Source organism: Peribacillus sp. NPDC096447 (genome assembly GCF_044762725.1).
Lineage (GTDB): Bacteria > Bacillota > Bacilli > Bacillales > DSM-1321 > Peribacillus.
In genome coordinates this window covers 253957-273553 of record NZ_JBIWEV010000002.1, presented here as the reverse complement: position 1 = coordinate 273553, position 19597 = coordinate 253957, and the positions used below count along the sequence as shown (strand labels likewise).

Below are 19597 nucleotides of genomic sequence, written 5' to 3'. Positions count from 1 at the left end.
ATTATAGCTCCAATACTTTGTAATCTTCATTTTGTTTTTCATATTCTAAATATGCTCCGGTTACGGGTAGTACGATTTCTACGTTATAAGGTTCATTTTTTAATTTTAAACGAACGTCACGAACGGATTCACCTTCGACAAACATTGTTTTAGTATTCTCCCTGATGGGAACCTCTGATATGGTTACTTGATAGTATACCTTAAAAACCATTTTAATCTCTCCTCACTTGTTTGCATTGCTTTTTTCATTATATATAAAAACAACAATTTTTTCATGTTTTTCAACATCATGTAAAAATAAACCCAGCTCCGCCATAAAAACGGAAGGGGTTTGATGAATTAAATATACCAATGTCTAAAAGTATATAAAAAATAGATGGAAGATTCTGGTATCAATCCGATTGTAGCTTCCTCTATCTTATATCCTATCCGTTTTTGCCATGTGTAAAACTTAAATCATGGGATCTTTTTTTCGTAAACGATTTCTTTCTAAATTAATTAGCATCAATGTGCACAGCGTTTCATGAAAAGACAATGACTCATATTTTGATTGAAATATGTATTCACCTGACCATATAAAAGCCAAGATAGAAAGAATGCTTAACAAGAACTTTACAACAAGGAAGAAGCCCTCCGCAAGTTTTTGAAGGGCTGTCCGAAAAAAATTCGCATATGGATGACGGCCAAGGCAGGAATGAGTGGCAAATCATGCGATAGTTTTTTTTCTTAAAAGATCATTCCACTGTTTAACAAGCTTTTTACGAAGCTTTTTTAACATGGCGATCACGCTCCCTTAATTATTATTGTATAGGATTATTCAATAATGTAAATACGTCTTTACAGGTACTTGGCCCATTTTTGAAAAAAAAGGCTCATTCAAACTAGCAACTGGGATTTTAGAGGCAGGAAGTGTGGGAGAAGTAGCCTTAGCTGGTTTCTGATTAACAATAGTATATGCCCATTCCCGAATAAAAAACGTAACTTTGAGTTGGATCCGGTAGAGTTACTTGACTTATCTTGATGACAATTATTAAATGGGTACATATTAAAAAAGGAAAAAATGAATGAATTGGAAGTGAATCGTTAGTGAAAATCGTATTCTTTGATATTGACGGAACATTGCTTGATCATGAAAAAAAGTTACCTGCTTCAACAAAAAAAGCCATTAAGCAACTGCAGGATAGCGGGGTTTTTGTAGCGATTGCCACAGGAAGGGCTCCGTTCATGTTCGAGTCCTTAAGGGAAGAGCTTGGCATCGATACATTCGTAAGTTTCAATGGACAATACGTTGTTTTTGAAGGGAAAGTCGTTTATAAAAACCCTTTGAGCATACCTGAGATAAAACGGCTCCACGAACATGCTGAAAATAATGAAATCCCGATCGTTTTCATGAATGAGGAGACAATGAAATCGAGTGTTCCTCATCATAGCCGAATTGAAGAGGCATTAAGCAGCCTGAAGTTTCCCCATCCTGAACATGTGGCAGATTTTTATGAGGACCATGATATATACCAAGCCTTGTTATTCTGCTCGGAAGATGAAGAAGGGAACTTTGTTGGGAATTATGATGACTTTCACTTCATTAGATGGCATGAGTATTCGACGGATGTACTTCCATTCGGGGGTTCAAAAGCTGAAGGCATTAAAATATTAATGGAAAAAGTCGGGTTTGCTCTGGAGGATGTTTACGCCTTTGGAGATGGCTTGAATGATATAGAGATGTTAAAAGTAGCGGGATATGGCGTGGCAATGGGGAATGCCGGTCAACTTGTGAAGCAAGAGGCCGACTTTGTAACGAAGGATGTCGATGATGATGGCATACTTTTTGGTTTGAAGGAACTTGAATTGATATAAAAAAAACAAAACCCCCGTCAACCAACAGGCGGGGGTTTTGCTTATTACGTTACCTTTCCACCGCAATAGAATTTTCCGGAATGGCATAAGGGTCTTCCGGGTTGATATGATCATAGAACATGATTCCATTAAGGTGGTCGATTTCATGTTGAAAGCAAATGGCTGCGATGCCTTTCAGGCGGAGTTGAACCGATTTTCCTTCCAGGTCCGTACCCACAACCGTTATTCGAGCATAACGGGGCACATAGCCTGAAACGGGACGATTTACGGAAAGGCAGCCTTCTCCGGATGTCAAGTATGCTTTTTCCACTGAATGGCTAATGAGTTTAGGGTTGAAAAGAGCATAGCTATACAGTTGATCATCTTTTTCTTTCAAATGAACCGCAATCATCCTTTTTGAAACATTCACTTGAGGTGCAGCCAAACCAATTCCTGCCCTTAACCCATATATAGCAGCAATATCGGGCTTCTGGCTGTTTTGGACATATTCCATCAGGCTGGCTAAAAGTTGTTTATCTTCATATGATGCCGGAAGCGGAACCTCTACCGCGACTTGCCTTAAGATTGGATCGTCTTCATTAACAAAATCATCCATGGTTAGCATAATCTTTCACCCCATAAAAATTCTAATAATATGTATAGGGTTATTTTAACAAAAAAAATGCTGAAAGTTAATGGATGGTCTAATGAAAGAAAAATGGAAGGGATGGAATCAAATCGATTAATTCCTATCCCAACCATTATTTTATTTGCCTGTTGAGGTCTATTTAAAAAAATAAATCATTTTTTGTGAATCAGGGTAAATAGTTAACATTTTCGGGTAAAGGTAATAGTAATTACCTGCTTAGCATAAGCACGCGCCGACAATGATTAGCAAAATGAACAGGACAATGATTATGGCGAAGCCGCTTCCAAAGCCGCAGCCTCCACCATCACCATAACCATAGCTGGGTGAAACGGAAACCGGATAACAACATTCCTGGTTGGAACCTCCATACATAATTTCATACCTCCGTTTTTGTATTATTAAAATGCTGACCACTCTGATTTGAAACGGTCCCTACAGCCTATGCAGTATGGTTTAAAGGGTGTAGGCTAGCGCCCAGTAATGAAAAAAACCTGTTCGGAATATTATTGTAACAAGTGTCAGCGGCTTATAAGGGAATTTAGAGAAATATGAAACTTCGAAGAATTATCAGAAGGAGCTGTCTATTTTGAATCGTTTTGGCCCATATGTTATTTTACTTCTTTCTTTAGTGGTCTTGACTGGTTGTTTCAATGGTTCACCGGAAGAAAGAATCCACAAAATCCTAGAGAAAACTGCAGAAAAGGAAAGTGATTTCACCGAGAATCAAGTGCCTCTTAATGATTTGGAGAAAAAAGAAAAAGAAAAATATGAGAAAATCATTAAACTTGGATTGGATGATTATGAACAGATCGTCGAGCTCTCAGATGAAGCAACCAAGAATATCGACCAAAGGGAAGAAATAATTGAAAAGGAACAAAGCAGTATGCAATCCTCAAAAGAACAATTCAATCAGATTGACGAACAAATCGGGAAAATAGAGGATGAAAAGATAAAAAAAGAAGCGACTGAAATGAAAAAGGTCATGAGTGAGCGCTATAGCACCTACGATAATTTATATGATGCCTATCAACAAAGTCTGGCTTATGATCGTGAATTATATGAACTATTTAAAAAAGAGGATTTGAAAATGGATGAATTACAAGTGCAAATCGAGAAAATCAATACTTCTTATACAAAAGTTTTAAAAGCGAATGAGGAATTTAATGCATTAACGGAAAAATCAAATCAAAAAAAAGAAAGTTTTTATGATAGTTCCGGCATAGAAATGGCTGATTCAACAAAGTAATATAAATAATGATGGGCTGTGATCCTCAATCACAGCCCATATTTTATTCCATCCAATCCGTTTATGGACTGAAAATTTCTAGAATGATCTTTTTTTGTGTAACCAGATTGATGTGAGATTTTATACCTGTACTAAAAAAAATCGATAATTAAAAATCTAACAGCAGCGTTATATGAAAGCGTTTGAACATTTTTTTGGAATATTATTCCGAAGCCTCAAACGCCTTTAGTTAAAGCGGTTTTGGAATTGATGGGATATGCGGGGGAATTGAAATGTTATCCTTCGCCAACCTTAAATCGATAAAGACGTGAATTTTAATAGTACAGTTGCAAAGTGAAAACTAATACAGAGAAGAAGTTTGAGTGCTGGAAATTCTATTAAATCAAAATTATAAGGAACTCCAAGTGATTGACTTGATGTTAATTCATCTTGTAAACTTAATCTATAAAAATTCTTGTATCATTTTCCTTGATTTTTTTTATGGTACAGAATAAGATTGAGACATATTAAGCATATCCACGTTTGAGGGATTGGTCTTAAGGGAAAAATAAAAGAATGAATTGTTGAAGAAACTAAAAAGCAAACTTTTTTTGCTTTATAGAATAATAATAGCAAACCTTTTTAATGAAAGGATGAGGTGCCAAATGGCTCAAAAAACTAAACAAGCTAAAATTAATGTTCAAGATCAGCTTAAGAAAGTAGAAGAACAATTTGAAACTTTTCAAATTTTAAATGAAGAGGGAGAAGTCGTTAATGAAGCGGCTATGCCTGATTTAAGTGATGAACAATTGCAAGAATTAATGCGTCGTATGGTTTATACACGTATCTTGGATCAACGTTCCATATCACTGAACCGCCAAGGCAGATTAGGTTTCTATGCACCGACTGCCGGTCAAGAAGCTTCTCAAATCGCTTCCCAGTATGCTTTGGAAAAAGAAGATTTCATTCTGCCTGGTTACCGTGATGTTCCGCAAATCGTTTGGCATGGTCTGCCGCTTTGGCAAGCATTCTTATTCTCCCGGGGACATTTTAAAGGAAATCAAATTCCTGAAGACGTCAATGTCATTTCCCCTCAAATCATTATCGGCGCTCAATATATCCAAGCTGCCGGAGTGGCTCTTGGGTTGAAGAAACGCGGGAAAAAAGCTGTTGCCATTACATATACGGGTGACGGTGGAACCTCACAAGGTGACTTCTATGAGGGAATTAACTTTGCAGGTGCATTTAAAGCGCCAGCTATCTTCATCGTGCAAAATAACCGTTTCGCAATCTCGACACCGGTCGATTTGCAATCAGCCTCTAAAACATTGGCCCAAAAGGGTGTGGCTGCAGGTATTCCTGGAATCCAGGTTGATGGTATGGATGCGTTGGCCGTTTATACAGCCGTTAAAGAAGCACGTGAGCGTGCAATCAATGGTGAAGGCCCTACATTGATTGAAACATTAACTTACCGTTATGGTCCGCATACGATGGCTGGGGATGACCCGACACGTTACCGTACTTCCGAAATGGATAACGAGTGGGAACTGAAAGATCCATTGGTTCGTTTCCGCAAGTTCTTGGAAAACAAAAAACTTTGGAATGAAGAATTAGAAAACGAAACGATAGAAAAAGCTAAAGACGATATTAAAGAAGCAATCAAATTGGCTGATGCAGAACCAAAACAAAAGGTTACAGACCTAATTGAAATCATGTATGAAGAAATGCCTTATAACTTAAAAGAACAATATGAAATTTATAAAGAGAAGGAGTCGAAGTAAGCCATGGCTCAATTGACGATGATTCAAGCAATTACAGAAGCATTACGCACAGAACTTAAAAATGACGAGAATGTACTCGTTTTTGGGGAAGATGTTGGTCTTAATGGAGGAGTTTTCCGTGCAACGGAAAATCTTCAAAAAGAATTCGGTGAAGATCGTGTATTCGATACACCTCTTGCTGAATCTGGAATCGGTGGATTAGCGGTCGGTCTTTCTTTACAAGGTTTCCGTCCTGTTCCTGAAATTCAATTCTTCGGATTCGTATATGAAGTAATGGATTCCGTAAGCGGTCAGCTTGCTCGTATGCGCTACCGTTCAGGCGGACGTTACAGTGCACCGGTTACAATTCGTTCACCTTTTGGAGGCGGAGTGCATACACCGGAAATGCATGCTGATAGCTTAGAAGGTTTAATGGCTCAGCAACCAGGGTTAAAAGTAGTTATCCCTTCCACTCCTTACGATGCAAAAGGCTTATTGATTTCTGCGATTCGTGATAATGACCCTGTCATTTTCCTTGAGCACATGAAATTGTACCGCTCTTTCCGTCAGGAAGTTCCTGAAGAAGAATATACAATTCCATTAGGAAAAGCGGATGTGAAAAGAGAAGGAACGGATTTATCCATTATTACGTATGGTGCGATGGTGCAGGAATCCATCAAGGCAGCTGAGGAATTGGCTAAGGATGGTCATTCCGTCGAAGTGGTCGACTTGCGGACTGTATCTCCATTGGATATCGATACAATCATTGCTTCTGTAGAAAAAACAGGACGCGCTATCGTTGTTCAAGAAGCACAAAAGCAAGCTGGTATAGCAGCGAATGTTGTAGCGGAAATTAACGAACGTGCCATTTTAAGCTTGGATGCTCCAGTACTGCGAGTGGCTGCTGCTGATACGGTATTCCCGTTTTCACAAGCTGAAACAGTATGGCTCCCTAATTATAAAGACATTATTGAAACGGCGACGAAAGTCTTGAAGTTTTAACAATCTTAAGTAATGGAATGAATGTCCTGCTTGGGAAAGTAGTTTTGCATTAACGGTAATGCAAGATAAAGGACTTTATTCAAAGCACTAAGTATGATTTAATATAGGAGGTTGAACTCAGTGGCATTCCAATTTAGACTCCCTGATATCGGAGAAGGTATACACGAAGGTGAAATAGTGAAATGGTTTGTAAAACCAGGAGATAAGATTCAAGAGGATGACGTGCTTTGCGAGGTTCAAAACGATAAGGCCGTTGTTGAAATCCCATCACCGGTGGAAGGTACCGTTGAAGAAATCCTTGTTCAAGAAGGAACGGTTGCCGTTGTTGGCGATGTGCTTGTAACATTCGATGCTCCAGGTTATGAAAATCTTCAGTTTAAAGGGGATCATGGAGAAGAAGCGAAGGCAGAAGGCGAGAAGAATACGGAGGCCCAGGTTCAAGCAACTGCTGAAGCTGGACAGGAAGTCAAGAAAGAGGCTGCTCCGGTTCAAGAAAATAGCGGAGTAACGGGCGCGGGAGCACAACCACAGGTTGAGGCAGATCCTTCACGACGTATTATCGCTATGCCTTCTGTCAGGAAATATGCACGCGAACAAGGGGTAAACATTCGTGAGATCTCTGGTTCTGGGGATAACGGCCGCATCATGAAAGAAGACATTGATGCTTTCAAAAACGGCAAAACAGCTCCACAGCAACCAGCAGCTCAAAGTGAAGCTTCACAACAAAATGATACGGAAACAACCGAAAAACAAAAAGTTTCAATTCCAGAAGGGCAATATCCTGAAACTCGCGAGAAAATGAGCGGTATGAGAAAAGCGATCGCAAAAGCAATGGTTAAATCCAAGCAGACAGCTCCGCATGTAACATTAATGGATGAAGTCGATGTGACGCTATTGGTTGCTCACCGTAAGAAATTCAAGGAAATTGCTGCAGAAAAAGGAATCAAGCTTACATTCCTACCTTATGTTGTTAAAGCGTTAACAAGTGCATTACGTGAATTCCCTATGCTTAACACATCATTTGATGATGAGGCTAGTGAGATTATCCATAAACACTATTACAATATCGGAATTGCGGCAGACACAGATAAAGGACTGCTCGTTCCAGTTGTAAAAGATGCAGATCGTAAATCAACTTTTGCTATTTCACAAGAAATTAACGAATTAGCGACGAAAGCCCGTGACGGCAAATTGGCTCCTAACGAAATGAAAGGTGCTTCTTGCTCCATTACGAATATCGGTTCCGCAGGCGGTCAATGGTTCACACCTGTAATCAATCATCCAGAAGTTGCCATTCTAGGGATTGGACGCATTGCCGAAAAAGCAATTGTACGCGACGGGGAAATTATCGCCGCTCCAGTTCTGGCATTATCACTGAGCTTTGATCACCGCATGATTGATGGAGCAACAGCTCAACATGCATTGAATCATATCAAAAAGTTATTGAACGACCCAGAATTATTGTTAATGGAGGCGTAAACAATGGTAGTAGGAGATTTTCCAATCGAAACAGATACTTTAGTAATCGGTTCAGGCCCAGGGGGATATGTTGCCGCAATTCGCGCAGCACAGCTTGGACAGAAAGTAACGGTCGTTGAAAAAGGAACAATCGGCGGAGTTTGTTTGAATGTAGGCTGTATCCCATCGAAAGCTTTAATTTCGGCTGGACACCGTTTCCATGAAGCTCAGCATTCAGAAGATATGGGTATCTTTGCAGAAAAAGTTACTGTTGATTTTTCTAAAGTACAAGCTTGGAAAGGTTCTGTTGTAAAAAAACTAACAGGCGGTGTTAGCAGTCTGTTAAAAGGCAATAATGTTGAAGTTGTAACTGGCGAAGCTTATTTCGTTGATGAAAACAGCATCCGTGTTATGAATGATGACTCAGCCCAAACATATACATTTAAAAACGCAATCATCGCAACTGGTTCAACGCCAATCGAGATTCCGTCATTTAAATATACGAAACGTGTACTTAATTCCACTGGCGCTCTTGCATTGGAAGAAGTTCCAAGTTCGATCGTTGTAATCGGCGGAGGTTACATCGGAACTGAGCTTGGCGGAGCATTCGCAAGCTTTGGCACTAAAGTGACGATCCTTGAAGGTACGGAAGAAATCCTTTCTGCGGGCTTTGAAAAACAAATGGCAGCACTTGTTAAGCGTAACCTTAAAAACAAAGGTGCTGAAATTGTTACTAAAGCTAATGCTAAAGGCGTGGAAGAAACTGAAACAGGCGTAACCGTTACTTATGAAGTAAAAGGCGAAGAGAAAAAAGTTGAAGCCGATTACGTTTTAGTAACAGTTGGACGTCGTCCAAATACAGCAGAAATCGGCTTGGAACAAGTCGGAATCAAAATGACTGACCGCGGTTTGATCGAAACGGATAAACAATGCCGTACTAGCGTGAAAAACATTTACGCAATCGGTGATATCGTTTCTGGACCTCAGTTGGCTCATAAAGCTTCTTACGAAGGTAAAATTGCAGCTGAAGCCATTGCAGGACATTCATCTGAAATCGACTATCTTGCTATTCCGGCTGTTGTATTCTCTGAACCGGAACTTGCTTCTGTCGGTTATAATGAAAAAGAAGCGAAGGAAGCTGGAATCGAAGCGCTTGCTTCTAAATTCCCATTCGCTGCAAATGGACGTGCTCTTTCCTTAAATAATACGGACGGATTTGTGAAGCTTATCACTCGCAAAGAAGACGGATTGGTTATTGGAGCACAAATTGCAGGACCAAACGCTTCTGATATGATTGCAGAACTTGGTTTGGCTATCGAAGCAGGAATGACTGCCGAAGATATTGCGATGACAATCCATGCACATCCAACTTTAGGGGAAATCACAATGGAAGCTGCTGAAGTTGCCCTTGGAACTCCTATTCACATCATTAAATAATTGAGTTTTATTAAAGCGTACTGCTAATGCAGTACGCTTTTTTTGTATTGACTTGATATACAAAAACTGCCCATTCATGATTTTCTTCACACTAGTTAAATGAAAAGGACAAAAAGGGCATAAGCTATAAAAAGGACTTCTTACTTTTTTCCTTGAAAGGGTTTGAAAAAGTTAATAGAGGATAAAAAATAAGATGAGCGATGTGCAATAGGAATATTTTTTGCCAATAAAAAGATCATGGCTGATATATTCATATTAAAATGAGGTGGATCACTTGAAAAACTATCTGGTAATCCTCTTTCAACTAATCGTTTGGAGCGGGTATACATTAGTTGAATGGCTGTCTGTTAACGATCGATTCGTTTTCAAAGTATTCATGTTTCTGGTCTTTTCTTATTTAGCCATCTACATTGGTAAGACGATTTTAAAATCCAATAGACGAACCATGCTTGTTACCGTGATAAGTCTATTATGTTACGGGATTTTGCAAATCCTTTTGGAAACGCTGGTACCCGTTTATTGAATTTTTAAGTAAAGCAGCAATGACAGAAGCAACCACGGAGGAATCATGATTAACAAAGTAGTAGCATTATTTACATTTGTATCATTTTCATTGATTGCTTGTAATGATCCGAGTTCCGGTCAAACTGAAAATGAGAATCAAAAAAGTGTTGAAACGACAACAACGATCCAAGATGAAAGCCATAAAGAGAAAGATTTGAAAAAAGAAACGCCAAAAACAATTGGCGAAACGAATGCAAAGGCAGAATATCGGGTGGATAAAGAGAATTGGTCATTTAAACCCATTGGGGATGCAAATCCGAAAGTTGTGTTGTTAACATTTGATGATGCACCTGATAAATATTCCCTGGCAATCGCCCAAACCCTGAAGCGACTTGAAGTACCTGCAATATTTTTCGTGAACGGTCACTTTCTTGAAAATGATGAAATAAAGCGATGCTAAAAGAAATTCATGAAATGGGTTTTTCTATCGGCAATCATACTTATTCCCATGTGAATTTAAAAGAGTTGACCGAAAAGGAACAGGCGCGGGAAATCGTAAAATTGAACAATTTGGTTGAGGGCATTACAGGGGTACGCCCTAAGTACTTCAGGGCGCCATTTGGATCGAATACCGAGCATTCAAAAAAAGTCGCTGAGAAAGAAAAAATGTTGGTCATGAACTGGACATACGGATATGACTGGGAAAAAGAGTATCAGGATCAAAAAGCTTTAACGGAAATCATGTTGAACAGCCCTTATTTAGGAAATGGCGCGAACTTACTTATGCATGACCGGAAATGGACGAGTGAAGCGATAGAGGATATCGTGAAAGGTTTTCAAAAGAAAGGTTATGAGATCCTTGATCCAAAATTAATTGAAACGCCTGCATGAGCCAATTTCGGCATCTGCAGGTTTTTTTATTTCCTTGGATAATAATACATCACCCGTTTATTGAAGAGGTGAAGCTGTGCCCGTAATTTCTTTGCTAGGAACTTGCACAATTCATTTGCTTTTCCCTTATCACCGAAAGTGGCTGTTTCAGGGAGGGTGAATTGGATATAGGATTGAATCCGCTCAGATCCATCTTCATCCTTAACGACCTCTTGGTCGACGCCTATCAATATCATGTGATATCGATCTTCTTTGGATTGGAGGTATATGGCCTTATCTTTCATTCTTTCCGGTTCTTTTATTTCATAAGGAAATGCCTTCTTATCATAGTCCCAATCCAGCTGCTTTCCGGTTTTCGCTGTGATCATTCGATAATAGTTCAGCAATTCTTTCACGTCTTCGATGGTTACAGTCCCTTTCGCGGACTCAGGAACAAGTTTGATATAGGCATTTTCAGTCATGTGGATCCCCCTTAAATAGATAGAATGTAAGAATATATTAACATTTTATGGATGTATTATATACATATCTATATGTAAATGAAAAGGCGAAATTCCTTTTTCACCTTGCTATGCTGAAGCAAGGTGTGTGATGAAATATGTAAAAGCAGCTCCAGGGGCCCTTCGTCTATAAAAAAATCTCGTGTATTAATAAAAAGAATATGTCTAACGAACGATTGAAATCAATTTAATCCAACATGAGGTTTCATTAAATGGAAAAAAGTATATATGTTATACTTTTTAGCTTGAAATAATAAATGTGTTATATTATAATTCATGTAAAGCGGTTACATTACGTCATTGATGCATACAATATAGAGGAAGGGGTTGTAAAAATGGGAACTATCGTATGTCAAACTTGCAATAGCACGATTGAACATTTTGAAGATGAAAAAGTAAGTGTACTATATACACACAATCACAACTGCCAAAGCTGTGATACAGCTGCCTCTGAAAAATAAATCGAAAAAGGATTTCAAGATTAATAGAATTTAAGGGTGTTTCAGGATTGTAACCTGGAGCACCCTTTTTATAGAAGCCAGTGCTTAATAATAAAAGGTTCAAAAAAACCAGAGCAGTACTCTGCTCTGGTTTGATTGGTATCGATCAATTCTTAATAATGCGTAAATATTTTATTTCTGGGTCCTCAGGGCCTTGAACAGGAAGGCCGGCCTCGATGTTTTTCCGGATGTAATTGATATTATCTTCAGTAATCAATTCACCTGGAATGAAAATCGGGATTCCAGGCGGGTAAACCATGATGAATTCAGCGCTGATTTTGCCGACCGATTCCTCAATGGGAACCACTTCGGTTTCTGCATAAAATGCCTCCCTGGGTGATAAAGCCAGTGGTGGTGTATCAGGAAGCAGGACTTCGATTTTTTCATGTTCGGCAGCCATTTCCTTAAACTCATCCGATAAGTCTCTAAGGGCAGCGATCAGCAGATCCGCTTCTGTTTTTGAGTCTCCAGGTGTTATCAGGCAAAGGATATTGTACAAGTCAGAAAGTTCCACTTCGATATTATGCTTTTCACGAAGCCATTTCTCAACGTCGTATCCGGTAATATTCAATTCCTTAATGGATATGATCAATTTAGTCGGATCATAACTATATGCTGCCTTACTCTCGAGAATTTCGCTGCCGACACAGTATAGATAAGGAATCTCATTAACGGCCTCACGGATATACCCTGCGAGATTGATCGCTTCATCGACCATTTCCCTGCCTACCGTCGCAAGTTGTCTTCTAGCCGTATCCAGGGAAGCCAGAAGGATATAGGAGGTTGAGGTGGTTGTGAGCATGCTCAGTATGGCTTGAACACGATTTGCGGAAACCAATCCAGTCTTAACATTTAATATGGAACTTCCCGTCAGTGAACCTCCCAGTTTATGAACACTCGTTGCAGCCATATCTGCTCCAGCTTGCATGGCTGACATCGGCAAGTCTTCGTGGAAGTGAATATGGACACCATGCGCTTCATCTACGAGTACTGGGATTTGGTGGGAATGAGCCACTTCCACTATTTTCTGCAGATCAGCCGAAATGCCGAAATAAGTGGGATTGATGACAAGCAATCCTTTTGCATCGCTATGTTCGCTTAAAGTTTTTTCAACGGCCTCGACGGTGATACCGTGTGAGATGCCCAAATCTTTGTCTATTTCAGGATTGATGAAAATGGGAACGGCTCCAGAAAATACAATGGCAGACATTACGGATTTATGTACATTCCTTGGAACGATGATTTTGTCCCCAGGTCCGCATACTGTCATGACCATCGTCATGATTGCTCCGCTTGTTCCTTGAACGGAAAAGAATGTGTGATCTGCCCCAAAAGCTTCAGCGGCAAGATCCTGAGCTTGTTTAATGATCCCTTTTGGCTGATGGAGATCATCGAGTGGAGCGATATTGATTAAATCTATGGATAATGCATTTTCTCCAATGAAATTACGGAAATCAGCGTCCATTCCTTTTCCTTTTTTATGACCTGGAATATGAAATTGAACGGGATTTCTATTTGCATGCTGCAATAAGGCAGTGTATAAGGGTGTTTCATTCTGTGACAATTCTTTGTGGCCCCTTTTCAATAAAATAGGTACGAAATATTTGGGAGCATATACTCCCTTTCTATTAACGATCGTATGTTTCTCCGATTCCATTCAAATGGTTTGTAAGCTTGTGGATAGACATAAAACATATGAATTATAGCACGTCTTATAATAAATGCCTAGAGTGACTTTAATGTCCTGACTTAAACAATTTATATATGTCTTTGTTGTTAAGGGGCTCAATAAAATTATCTGCAGTTTATAAATGTCCATTTTCCTAGTATTTACTGGATTTACTCAAGAATTCTTCTTTTATTAATATTGTATGTGTGAGTTTAAAAATTGAACGGGTAAACAATATTTGCCATAATGAAGCTAATGATTTGGATTCAGCTAAATATACAAACGACCAAATGAAAAGGGAGATGAGGAGTTTGAAGTGGAAAACGCGTGTGACCGATTTATTAGGCATTCAATACCCAATCGTACAAGGGGGATTGGCCCATTTAGCATATGCAGACCTGGCTGCAGCGGTTTCGAATGCAGGGGGGCTAGGGCAGGTAACGGCCATGTCCTTGGACAACCCGGAGCAACTGGTAGATGAAATTAGAAAAACGAAATCATTGACGGATAAACCGTTTGGTGTGAACTTTGCAATCGGTCAGCATGGAAGGCCTTATGAACACATGCTGGAAGCAGCCTTGAAAGAGGATATTGCAGCTGTTTCCGTAACCGGCGGCAACCCTGGCCCATTTCTTGATTATGTCAATGGCACCCAGGTGAAAAAACTCGTGCTTGTTGCTGCAAGAAGGCAGGCAATGAAGGCTGAACAGCTTGGGGCAGATGCAGTGATGGTGGTTGGTCAGGAGGGAGGAGGACATTTAGGCCGTGATGATATTGGAACTTCTGTGTTAATTCCTCAAGTTGTGGACTCCGTTAAAATTCCAGTCATCGCCTCGGGTGGATTTGGCGATGGACGCGGTTTGATGGCAGCAATGGCACTTGGTGCCGAAGGAATCGAGATGGGGACAAGATTCATAGCAGTCAAGGAGTGTGTTCATGCACATGAATTATATAAAAATGCCTTGGTTTCCGGCACGGAAAATGATACCGTTATCATCAAGCGGTCCATTGGTGCACCAGCCAGGGTAATTGCTAATAGCTGGACCGATAAGATCCTTGATATAGAAAAAGAAAACGGAGGATATGAACAATTGAAGGATTACATAAGTGGAAAAGCGAACCAGCGTTATATCCATGACGGCATTGAAGCTGAAGGCTTTGCCTGGGCTGGACAAGTGATGGGGCTGATTCATGATGTACCATCGACTGCTGAACTATTCAGTCGGATTATCAATCAGGCGGAAGCAATTCGTTCAAAATGGGCAGACTGATATAAATGGTCTGCCGGACAACATGAAAAACTATCTAGAAGGAGCGTGTTTAGGGTATGGATTATCAATATCCAATGGATCTTGATTGGTCTACCGACGAAATCGTAGATGTGATTAAATTCTTTGAAGCGGTAGAGAAGGCTTATGAAAATAAAATACAAAAGGAAGAATTCATGAAGGCTTACCGAAGATTCAAGGAAATAGTCCCCGGTAAGGCGGATGAAAAAAAGTATACGGATGAGTTCGAGTCAGTCAGCACCTATTCAGCCTATCTTGTTATAAAGAAGGCAAAAGGAATCGATGACGGAGAATGGATAAAAATGAAAAATTAAAAATATAATTTTTAGAAAACTCCATTGACTTACTGAAAAGATTGTTTTAACATAATAAACAAGAAAAAGATAAAGGCAGTGACGAAGAAGAGTACCTTAATGATGTTCTGCAGAGAGCCAGTGGTTGCTGAAAACTGGTGAACGAATTTAAGCGAATGGACTTCCGAGCCCCAAACCGAAACGGATAACGGAGTAGGCTTTGGCGATTATCTCATCGTTAATGGAGATAGGCATGTTAATGCCGTAAAGTGAGCTAATTTAGCTAATTAAGGTGGTACCACGGGTTCCTCGTCCTTTGGATGAGGGCCCTTTTTGCGTTTTTATGGAAATGATAATTAAATCTATGAATGAGAGTAGTAATCTTTTTAGATGCGTCACAGAGAGCCGGAAAAGGTGGAAACCGGTACGATATAAGAAGATGAATGGACTTATGAGTGGTTTCTTGAAATAAGTAGGGAAACTCGGCTGCCACCGTTAAAGGGTAATCGCAAGAATTTTTCATTCTTGCTTGAGAGGGAAAAATGATGCGTTTTTCCAACTTGAGGTGGCACCGCGGTATACCGTCCTCTGCAGACACATATTTGTGTTTGCGGGGGATTTTTTTATTGGAATTTCAATATATATACCTTTTAGAGAAGCATCAAAAACTATCCAGAGGAATTGAAAACTCCGGCACTTGGCCAAAAGGGTTTTCCCTTCGGAGGTTTATAAAAAACGTATAAGAATCGGGAGGGAAATGAGATGAATAATTTGGATGAAAAAAAAATACTCCGTTTTAAAATGGACACAATTGAAGGGGATATCCACACACCCATTGCCATATTTCAGAAATTGGATGGTGACCAGAAGTTTTTATTGGAAAGTTCAAATTCGCATCATGACAACGGCCGCTACTCTTATCTAGGTTCAAAACCGTACCTGGAGGTGACATCACTTGCTGACCAAGTAAATGTGAAAGACACTGAAACAGGTGACCAAATCGTAAAGAACATCAATATCATCGAGTTTCTAAAAAACGAATTATTAGTGGAAATAGGAGAGGCTCCCATACATCTTCCTCCTTTTAACGGTGGCGCAATCGGATATATGGGCTATGATATCATTCGTCTATATGAAAATATAGGTCCGGTTCCTCCTGATTCCCTGCAAATGCCTGATGCTCATTTTCTTTTTTATAAAGAATTGTATATATTCGATCATGTTCTGCAGAAGATCCATCTTTTGACTGCGGAAGAAGATAGTGAAAAAAGTTTATTGGAGATGAAGGGAAAAATCAATCAGGCAAGCAAGCCGTCAAAGGAAATATCGTCGGAATATTTGGAATTCGATTCGAATTTCAGTCAGGATGAATTCGAGAAAATGGTCCTTGAAGTCAAAGCGGCGATTGTAGCCGGTGAAGTGTTCCAAGTCGTTTTATCACAAAGGTTTAAAGCGGATTTCGATGGGGAGCCTTTCGATGCTTACCGACGTTTGCGATTAGCCAACCCTTCTCCTTATATGTTTTATATAGAATTTGGCGACTATACAATCATTGGGTCGTCTCCAGAAAGTTTAATCAGTGTTTCATCAGGAATGGTTCATGTTAATCCCATCGCCGGCACACGGCCGAGAGGGAAAACGGATGAAGAAGATAAGGGCTTCGAAAAAAGCCTGCTGATGGATGAAAAGGAACTTGCCGAGCATAAGATGCTTGTTGATTTAGGTAGAAATGATCTTGGCAGGGTTTGCGAAATCGGTTCAATCCACCTCACTGAGGAAATGGAAATTCAAAGATATCAACATGTCATGCATATTGCTTCGAAGGTTAGCGGAAAGCTTAGGGAAGGGTACACGAGTTTAGATGCCCTTACGGTCTGCCTCCCTGCCGGAACAGTTTCAGGTGCTCCTAAAATCAGGGCAATGGAGCTGATCAATGAACTGGAAAATTGTAAACGGGGGATGTATTCGGGCTCGATAGGCTACATAGGTTTTGGAGGGGATCTTGATATGGCTTTAGCCATTCGGACGATGATCATTAAAGATGGCAAGGCCTATGTACAGGCAGGGGCTGGAATTGTCTATGATTCAGATCCAAAAACGGAATATGAAGAAACACAAAATAAAGCACGCGCTTTAATGGAGGTTCACACTAAATGATTTTATTAATTGATAACTATGACTCGTTCACTTACAACCTTTATCAATATTTAGGGGAAGTGGAAAAAGATATCGTAGTAAAAAGGAATGACGAAATCACCCTTGCGGAAATTGAGGAACTGAATCCAATGGCAATCGTCATTTCCCCGGGACCCGGCAGGCCGGAAGATGCAGGTATCAGTATGGAGATCATCCGCAATTTTTATGAGAAGGTTCCGCTTTTAGGCATTTGTCTGGGACATCAGGCCATTGGTGCGGTTTTTGGTGCGAATGTGGTTGGAGCGAAACAGATCATGCATGGGAAAACATCGGTAATCGAACATGATGGAACAGGTGTATTTGCAAAACAGGACTTACAATTCCCGGTAATGCGTTACCATTCCCTTGTAGTTGAAAGGGCGAGTTTGCCAGAAGAACTGACTGTGACGGCAGTAGCACTGGATGATGGGGAAATCATGGCCCTGAAACATCAGGAATTCCCGCTCTACGGTTTACAGTTCCACCCTGAATCAATAGGGACGAAAATCGGCAAGGAATTATTACATCAATTTTATGAGATTGCTGGAACCTTTCAATCAGAGAAGGAACAATCCATTTTATAAAACAAAAAACGACTGGGGGAGTTAGCGGTGAAGGAATATTTAGCGAAGTTAGCAGAGCGTCAAACATTGACGGAAGAAGAGATGAGCAGAGCAGCCCAATCGTTATTTTCTAAAGATATCACCGAAAGCGAAATGGCAGCATTCATCATTGCCCTAAAATCCAAAGGGGAAACGGCAGGTGAAATAGCGAGCCTTGTCAGGGTCATGAGAAAAGAAGCAAGAAGTGTACAAACAAGCTCCCTTAATGTAATGGATAATTGCGGAACGGGAGGAGATGGGTCACAAAGCTTCAATATAAGTACAGCATCGGCCTTCGTGCTGGCTGGTGCCGGTGTCAAGGTTGCCAAACATGGAAACCGTAGCATTTCAAGCAAAACGGGCAGTGCGGATGTATTGGAAGAGCTAGGTGTTAATTTGTACTTGGAGCCTGCCATGTTAAAAGAACTGTTGGAGGTAAATGGGATCGCATTCTTATTTGCCCCATCGGTCCACCCTAATATTGCACGGATAATGAAAGTGAGAAAAGAACTGAAAATCCCGACGATATTTAATCTCATCGGACCTTTGACAAATCCAGTCCAACTCGATACGCAATTGATGGGAATCAATCGACGCGATATGCTCGAGCTTTTTGCGGAAGTCCTGCATAAATTAGGCAGGAAACGCGCGGTCGTGATAAATGGTGCCGGATTCATGGATGAAGCGAGCCTACAGGGGGAAAATTCACTCGTGCTCTTGGAGCAGGGGGATATTAACCCATTTACGCTGCATCCTGAAGAAGTGGATCTGCCGGTTTACGGAAATGATGCCATCCGCGGCGGTGATGCCAAACAAAATGCCGATATCATGCTTAGGATTCTCAAGGGGGAAAAAGGGGCCTATCGTGATACCGTTTTATTGAATGCTGGATTGGGATTATACGCACATGGAACGGCAGCAACGATCAAAAAAGGAATCTCCATGGCCAAGGAAAGCCTTGATAGCGGATCGGCTCTTGCAAAGTTAGAAAATCTGATTGCTTATGGCAATAGAAATAAGGTGGTCATGTAATGGAAAATATTTTAACGAAAATCATCGAACAGAAAAAGGTGGAAGTCGCAAAATTAAAAGAAAGGGGCTTAGGTGATTCGGTCATGGTCAACATAGTCAGACCATCTTTGGTGGATAATTTGAAAACGGCGAAATCGATGTCTGTTATCGCGGAAATAAAACGGGCTTCCCCTTCAAAAGGGGACATTAAAATCAATGTTAATCCGATCGAGCAGGCCCTTTCATATGAAAGCGGCGGAGCGGCAGCGATATCCGTATTGACGGATGAGGTTTTCTTTAAAGGATCAATTGCAGATTTGAGAAACGTAAGCGAGGCTATACGGATTCCCAGGCTTTGCAAAGATTTCATCATCGATGAAATCCAAATCGATCGTGCCCATCAAGCTGGTGCAACTATCATTCTATTGATTGTGGCAGCACTTTCTAAAGAACGACTTCATGAATTATATCAATATGCAAAAAAGAAAGGGCTTGAAGTATTGACGGAAGTCCATGATGAAGCCGAACTAAAACAGGCTCTCGAGCTGAATGCAGAGCTCATAGGGATTAACAATCGGAATTTAAAGACCTTCAAAGTGGATTTGGCTGTAACGGAACGACTGGCGAAGTTACTTGATCCAACACGCCATATCATTATCAGTGAAAGTGGCATCAAGACAAAAGAAGACGTGATGCGTGTGAAGGAAGCTGGTGCAAAAGCGATTTTAGTCGGGGAGACACTGATGACTGCATCAAATCTTCCGCACACGATGGCCGAACTGCAAATGAGTATATAAGG

Annotated in this window: 21 protein-coding genes and 2 other annotated features; of the genes, 16 read left to right on the top strand and 5 right to left on the bottom strand. The window is 40.3% G+C overall.

Translation table 11 applies throughout. The annotated features are described in order from the left end of the window. Position 1 precedes the first annotated feature (1 nt). Entirely contained in the window at positions 2–211 is a 210-nt protein-coding gene (locus ACIQZD_RS08200; RefSeq protein ID WP_402900600.1) for a DNA-dependent RNA polymerase subunit epsilon, read from the bottom strand. A gap of 875 nt (positions 212–1086) precedes the next feature. Here ACIQZD_RS08200 and ACIQZD_RS08195 point away from each other — a divergent pair. Then, the gene (locus ACIQZD_RS08195) at positions 1087–1854 is read left to right on the top strand and encodes a Cof-type HAD-IIB family hydrolase (protein WP_241590435.1); all 768 of its coding nucleotides are present in this window, start codon (positions 1087–1089) and stop codon (positions 1852–1854) included. Between the two features lie 49 nt (positions 1855–1903). Here ACIQZD_RS08195 and def read toward each other — a convergent pair whose 3' ends face one another. Next, entirely contained in the window at positions 1904–2458 is a 555-nt protein-coding gene (def, locus tag ACIQZD_RS08190) for a peptide deformylase (protein ID WP_289349394.1), read from the bottom strand. 240 nt (positions 2459–2698) lie between these two features. Next, positions 2699–2854, bottom strand: a complete 156-nt coding sequence (locus ACIQZD_RS08185) for a YjcZ family sporulation protein (protein WP_289349395.1) — start codon at positions 2852–2854, stop codon at positions 2699–2701. Between the two features lie 214 nt (positions 2855–3068). Here ACIQZD_RS08185 and ACIQZD_RS08180 point away from each other — a divergent pair, with 214 nt between their 5' ends. The 8 genes from ACIQZD_RS08180 to ACIQZD_RS08145 all read left to right on the top strand — a co-directional run bounded on the left by ACIQZD_RS08180 (position 3069) and on the right by ACIQZD_RS08145 (position 10759). Then, complete coding sequence (locus tag ACIQZD_RS08180; protein WP_402900591.1) at positions 3069–3728, top strand: YkyA family protein; 660 nt, start codon at positions 3069–3071, stop codon at positions 3726–3728. Positions 3729–4372: 644 nt separating this feature from the next. Further along, positions 4373–5488: a pyruvate dehydrogenase (acetyl-transferring) E1 component subunit alpha gene (gene pdhA, locus ACIQZD_RS08175; RefSeq protein ID WP_251538854.1), complete on the top strand. Its 1116-nt coding sequence runs from the start codon at positions 4373–4375 to the stop codon at positions 5486–5488. Positions 5489–5491: 3 nt separating this feature from the next. Further along, a complete protein-coding gene (locus ACIQZD_RS08170; RefSeq protein ID WP_034314063.1) occupies positions 5492–6469 on the top strand; it encodes an alpha-ketoacid dehydrogenase subunit beta in 978 nt (325 codons plus the stop codon). A 120-nt stretch (positions 6470–6589) separates the two neighbouring features. Further along, a complete protein-coding gene (locus ACIQZD_RS08165; RefSeq protein ID WP_101224535.1) occupies positions 6590–7948 on the top strand; it encodes a dihydrolipoamide acetyltransferase family protein in 1359 nt (452 codons plus the stop codon). A gap of 3 nt (positions 7949–7951) precedes the next feature. Continuing rightward, positions 7952–9364, top strand: a complete 1413-nt coding sequence (gene lpdA / locus ACIQZD_RS08160) for a dihydrolipoyl dehydrogenase (RefSeq protein WP_402900585.1) — start codon at positions 7952–7954, stop codon at positions 9362–9364. A 265-nt stretch (positions 9365–9629) separates the two neighbouring features. Beyond that, positions 9630–9887, top strand: a complete 258-nt coding sequence (locus ACIQZD_RS08155; protein ID WP_402900582.1) for a hypothetical protein — start codon at positions 9630–9632, stop codon at positions 9885–9887. 45 nt (positions 9888–9932) lie between these two features. Beyond that, entirely contained in the window at positions 9933–10328 is a 396-nt protein-coding gene (locus ACIQZD_RS08150) for a polysaccharide deacetylase family protein (protein WP_402900579.1), read from the top strand. Continuing rightward, positions 10322–10759 (top strand): polysaccharide deacetylase family protein, encoded by a 438-nt coding sequence (locus tag ACIQZD_RS08145; protein ID WP_402900576.1) that lies wholly within the window; start codon positions 10322–10324, stop codon positions 10757–10759. Before ACIQZD_RS08150 ends, ACIQZD_RS08145 begins: the two co-directional genes overlap by 7 nt. Before the next feature lie 26 nt (positions 10760–10785). Here the strand turns inward: ACIQZD_RS08145 and ACIQZD_RS08140 are convergent, their stop codons facing one another. Beyond that, positions 10786–11220, bottom strand: a complete 435-nt coding sequence (locus ACIQZD_RS08140) for a DUF1885 family protein (RefSeq protein ID WP_402900573.1) — start codon at positions 11218–11220, stop codon at positions 10786–10788. Positions 11221–11594: 374 nt separating this feature from the next. Here ACIQZD_RS08140 and ACIQZD_RS08135 point away from each other — a divergent pair, with 374 nt between their 5' ends. Then, positions 11595–11720, top strand: coding sequence for a GapA-binding peptide SR1P (locus ACIQZD_RS08135; protein ID WP_072272684.1), 126 nt, complete (start codon positions 11595–11597; stop codon positions 11718–11720). Between the two features lie 145 nt (positions 11721–11865). On the opposite strand, the gene ACIQZD_RS08130 is transcribed toward ACIQZD_RS08135, so the two are convergent. Next, positions 11866–13323: an aminotransferase class I/II-fold pyridoxal phosphate-dependent enzyme gene (locus ACIQZD_RS08130; protein ID WP_402900566.1), complete on the bottom strand. Its 1458-nt coding sequence runs from the start codon at positions 13321–13323 to the stop codon at positions 11866–11868. A 416-nt stretch (positions 13324–13739) separates the two neighbouring features. On the opposite strand from ACIQZD_RS08130, the gene ACIQZD_RS08125 reads away from it, so the two are divergent. From ACIQZD_RS08125 to trpC, 6 genes are all read left to right on the top strand, one after another. After that, positions 13740–14699 (top strand): NAD(P)H-dependent flavin oxidoreductase, encoded by a 960-nt coding sequence (locus ACIQZD_RS08125; RefSeq protein ID WP_402900563.1) that lies wholly within the window; start codon positions 13740–13742, stop codon positions 14697–14699. 56 nt (positions 14700–14755) lie between these two features. Beyond that, positions 14756–15031: a UPF0223 family protein gene (locus ACIQZD_RS08120; RefSeq protein WP_063596342.1), complete on the top strand. Its 276-nt coding sequence runs from the start codon at positions 14756–14758 to the stop codon at positions 15029–15031. A 69-nt stretch (positions 15032–15100) separates the two neighbouring features. Then, positions 15101–15330, top strand: a binding site (T-box leader). A gap of 35 nt (positions 15331–15365) precedes the next feature. Continuing rightward, positions 15366–15602 (top strand) — a binding site (T-box leader). Positions 15603–15772: 170 nt separating this feature from the next. Continuing rightward, positions 15773–17167 (top strand): anthranilate synthase component I, encoded by a 1395-nt coding sequence (trpE, locus tag ACIQZD_RS08115; RefSeq protein WP_402900560.1) that lies wholly within the window; start codon positions 15773–15775, stop codon positions 17165–17167. Beyond that, a complete protein-coding gene (locus ACIQZD_RS08110) occupies positions 17164–17769 on the top strand; it encodes an anthranilate synthase component II (RefSeq protein ID WP_402900557.1) in 606 nt (201 codons plus the stop codon). The genes trpE and ACIQZD_RS08110 overlap by 4 nt, the downstream gene beginning before the upstream one ends. 27 nt (positions 17770–17796) lie before the next feature. Further along, positions 17797–18819, top strand: coding sequence for an anthranilate phosphoribosyltransferase (gene trpD / locus ACIQZD_RS08105; protein ID WP_402900554.1), 1023 nt, complete (start codon positions 17797–17799; stop codon positions 18817–18819). Beyond that, positions 18819–19595 (top strand): indole-3-glycerol phosphate synthase TrpC, encoded by a 777-nt coding sequence (trpC, locus tag ACIQZD_RS08100; protein ID WP_402900551.1) that lies wholly within the window; start codon positions 18819–18821, stop codon positions 19593–19595. The genes trpD and trpC overlap by 1 nt, the downstream gene beginning before the upstream one ends. Positions 19596–19597 lie beyond the last annotated feature (2 nt).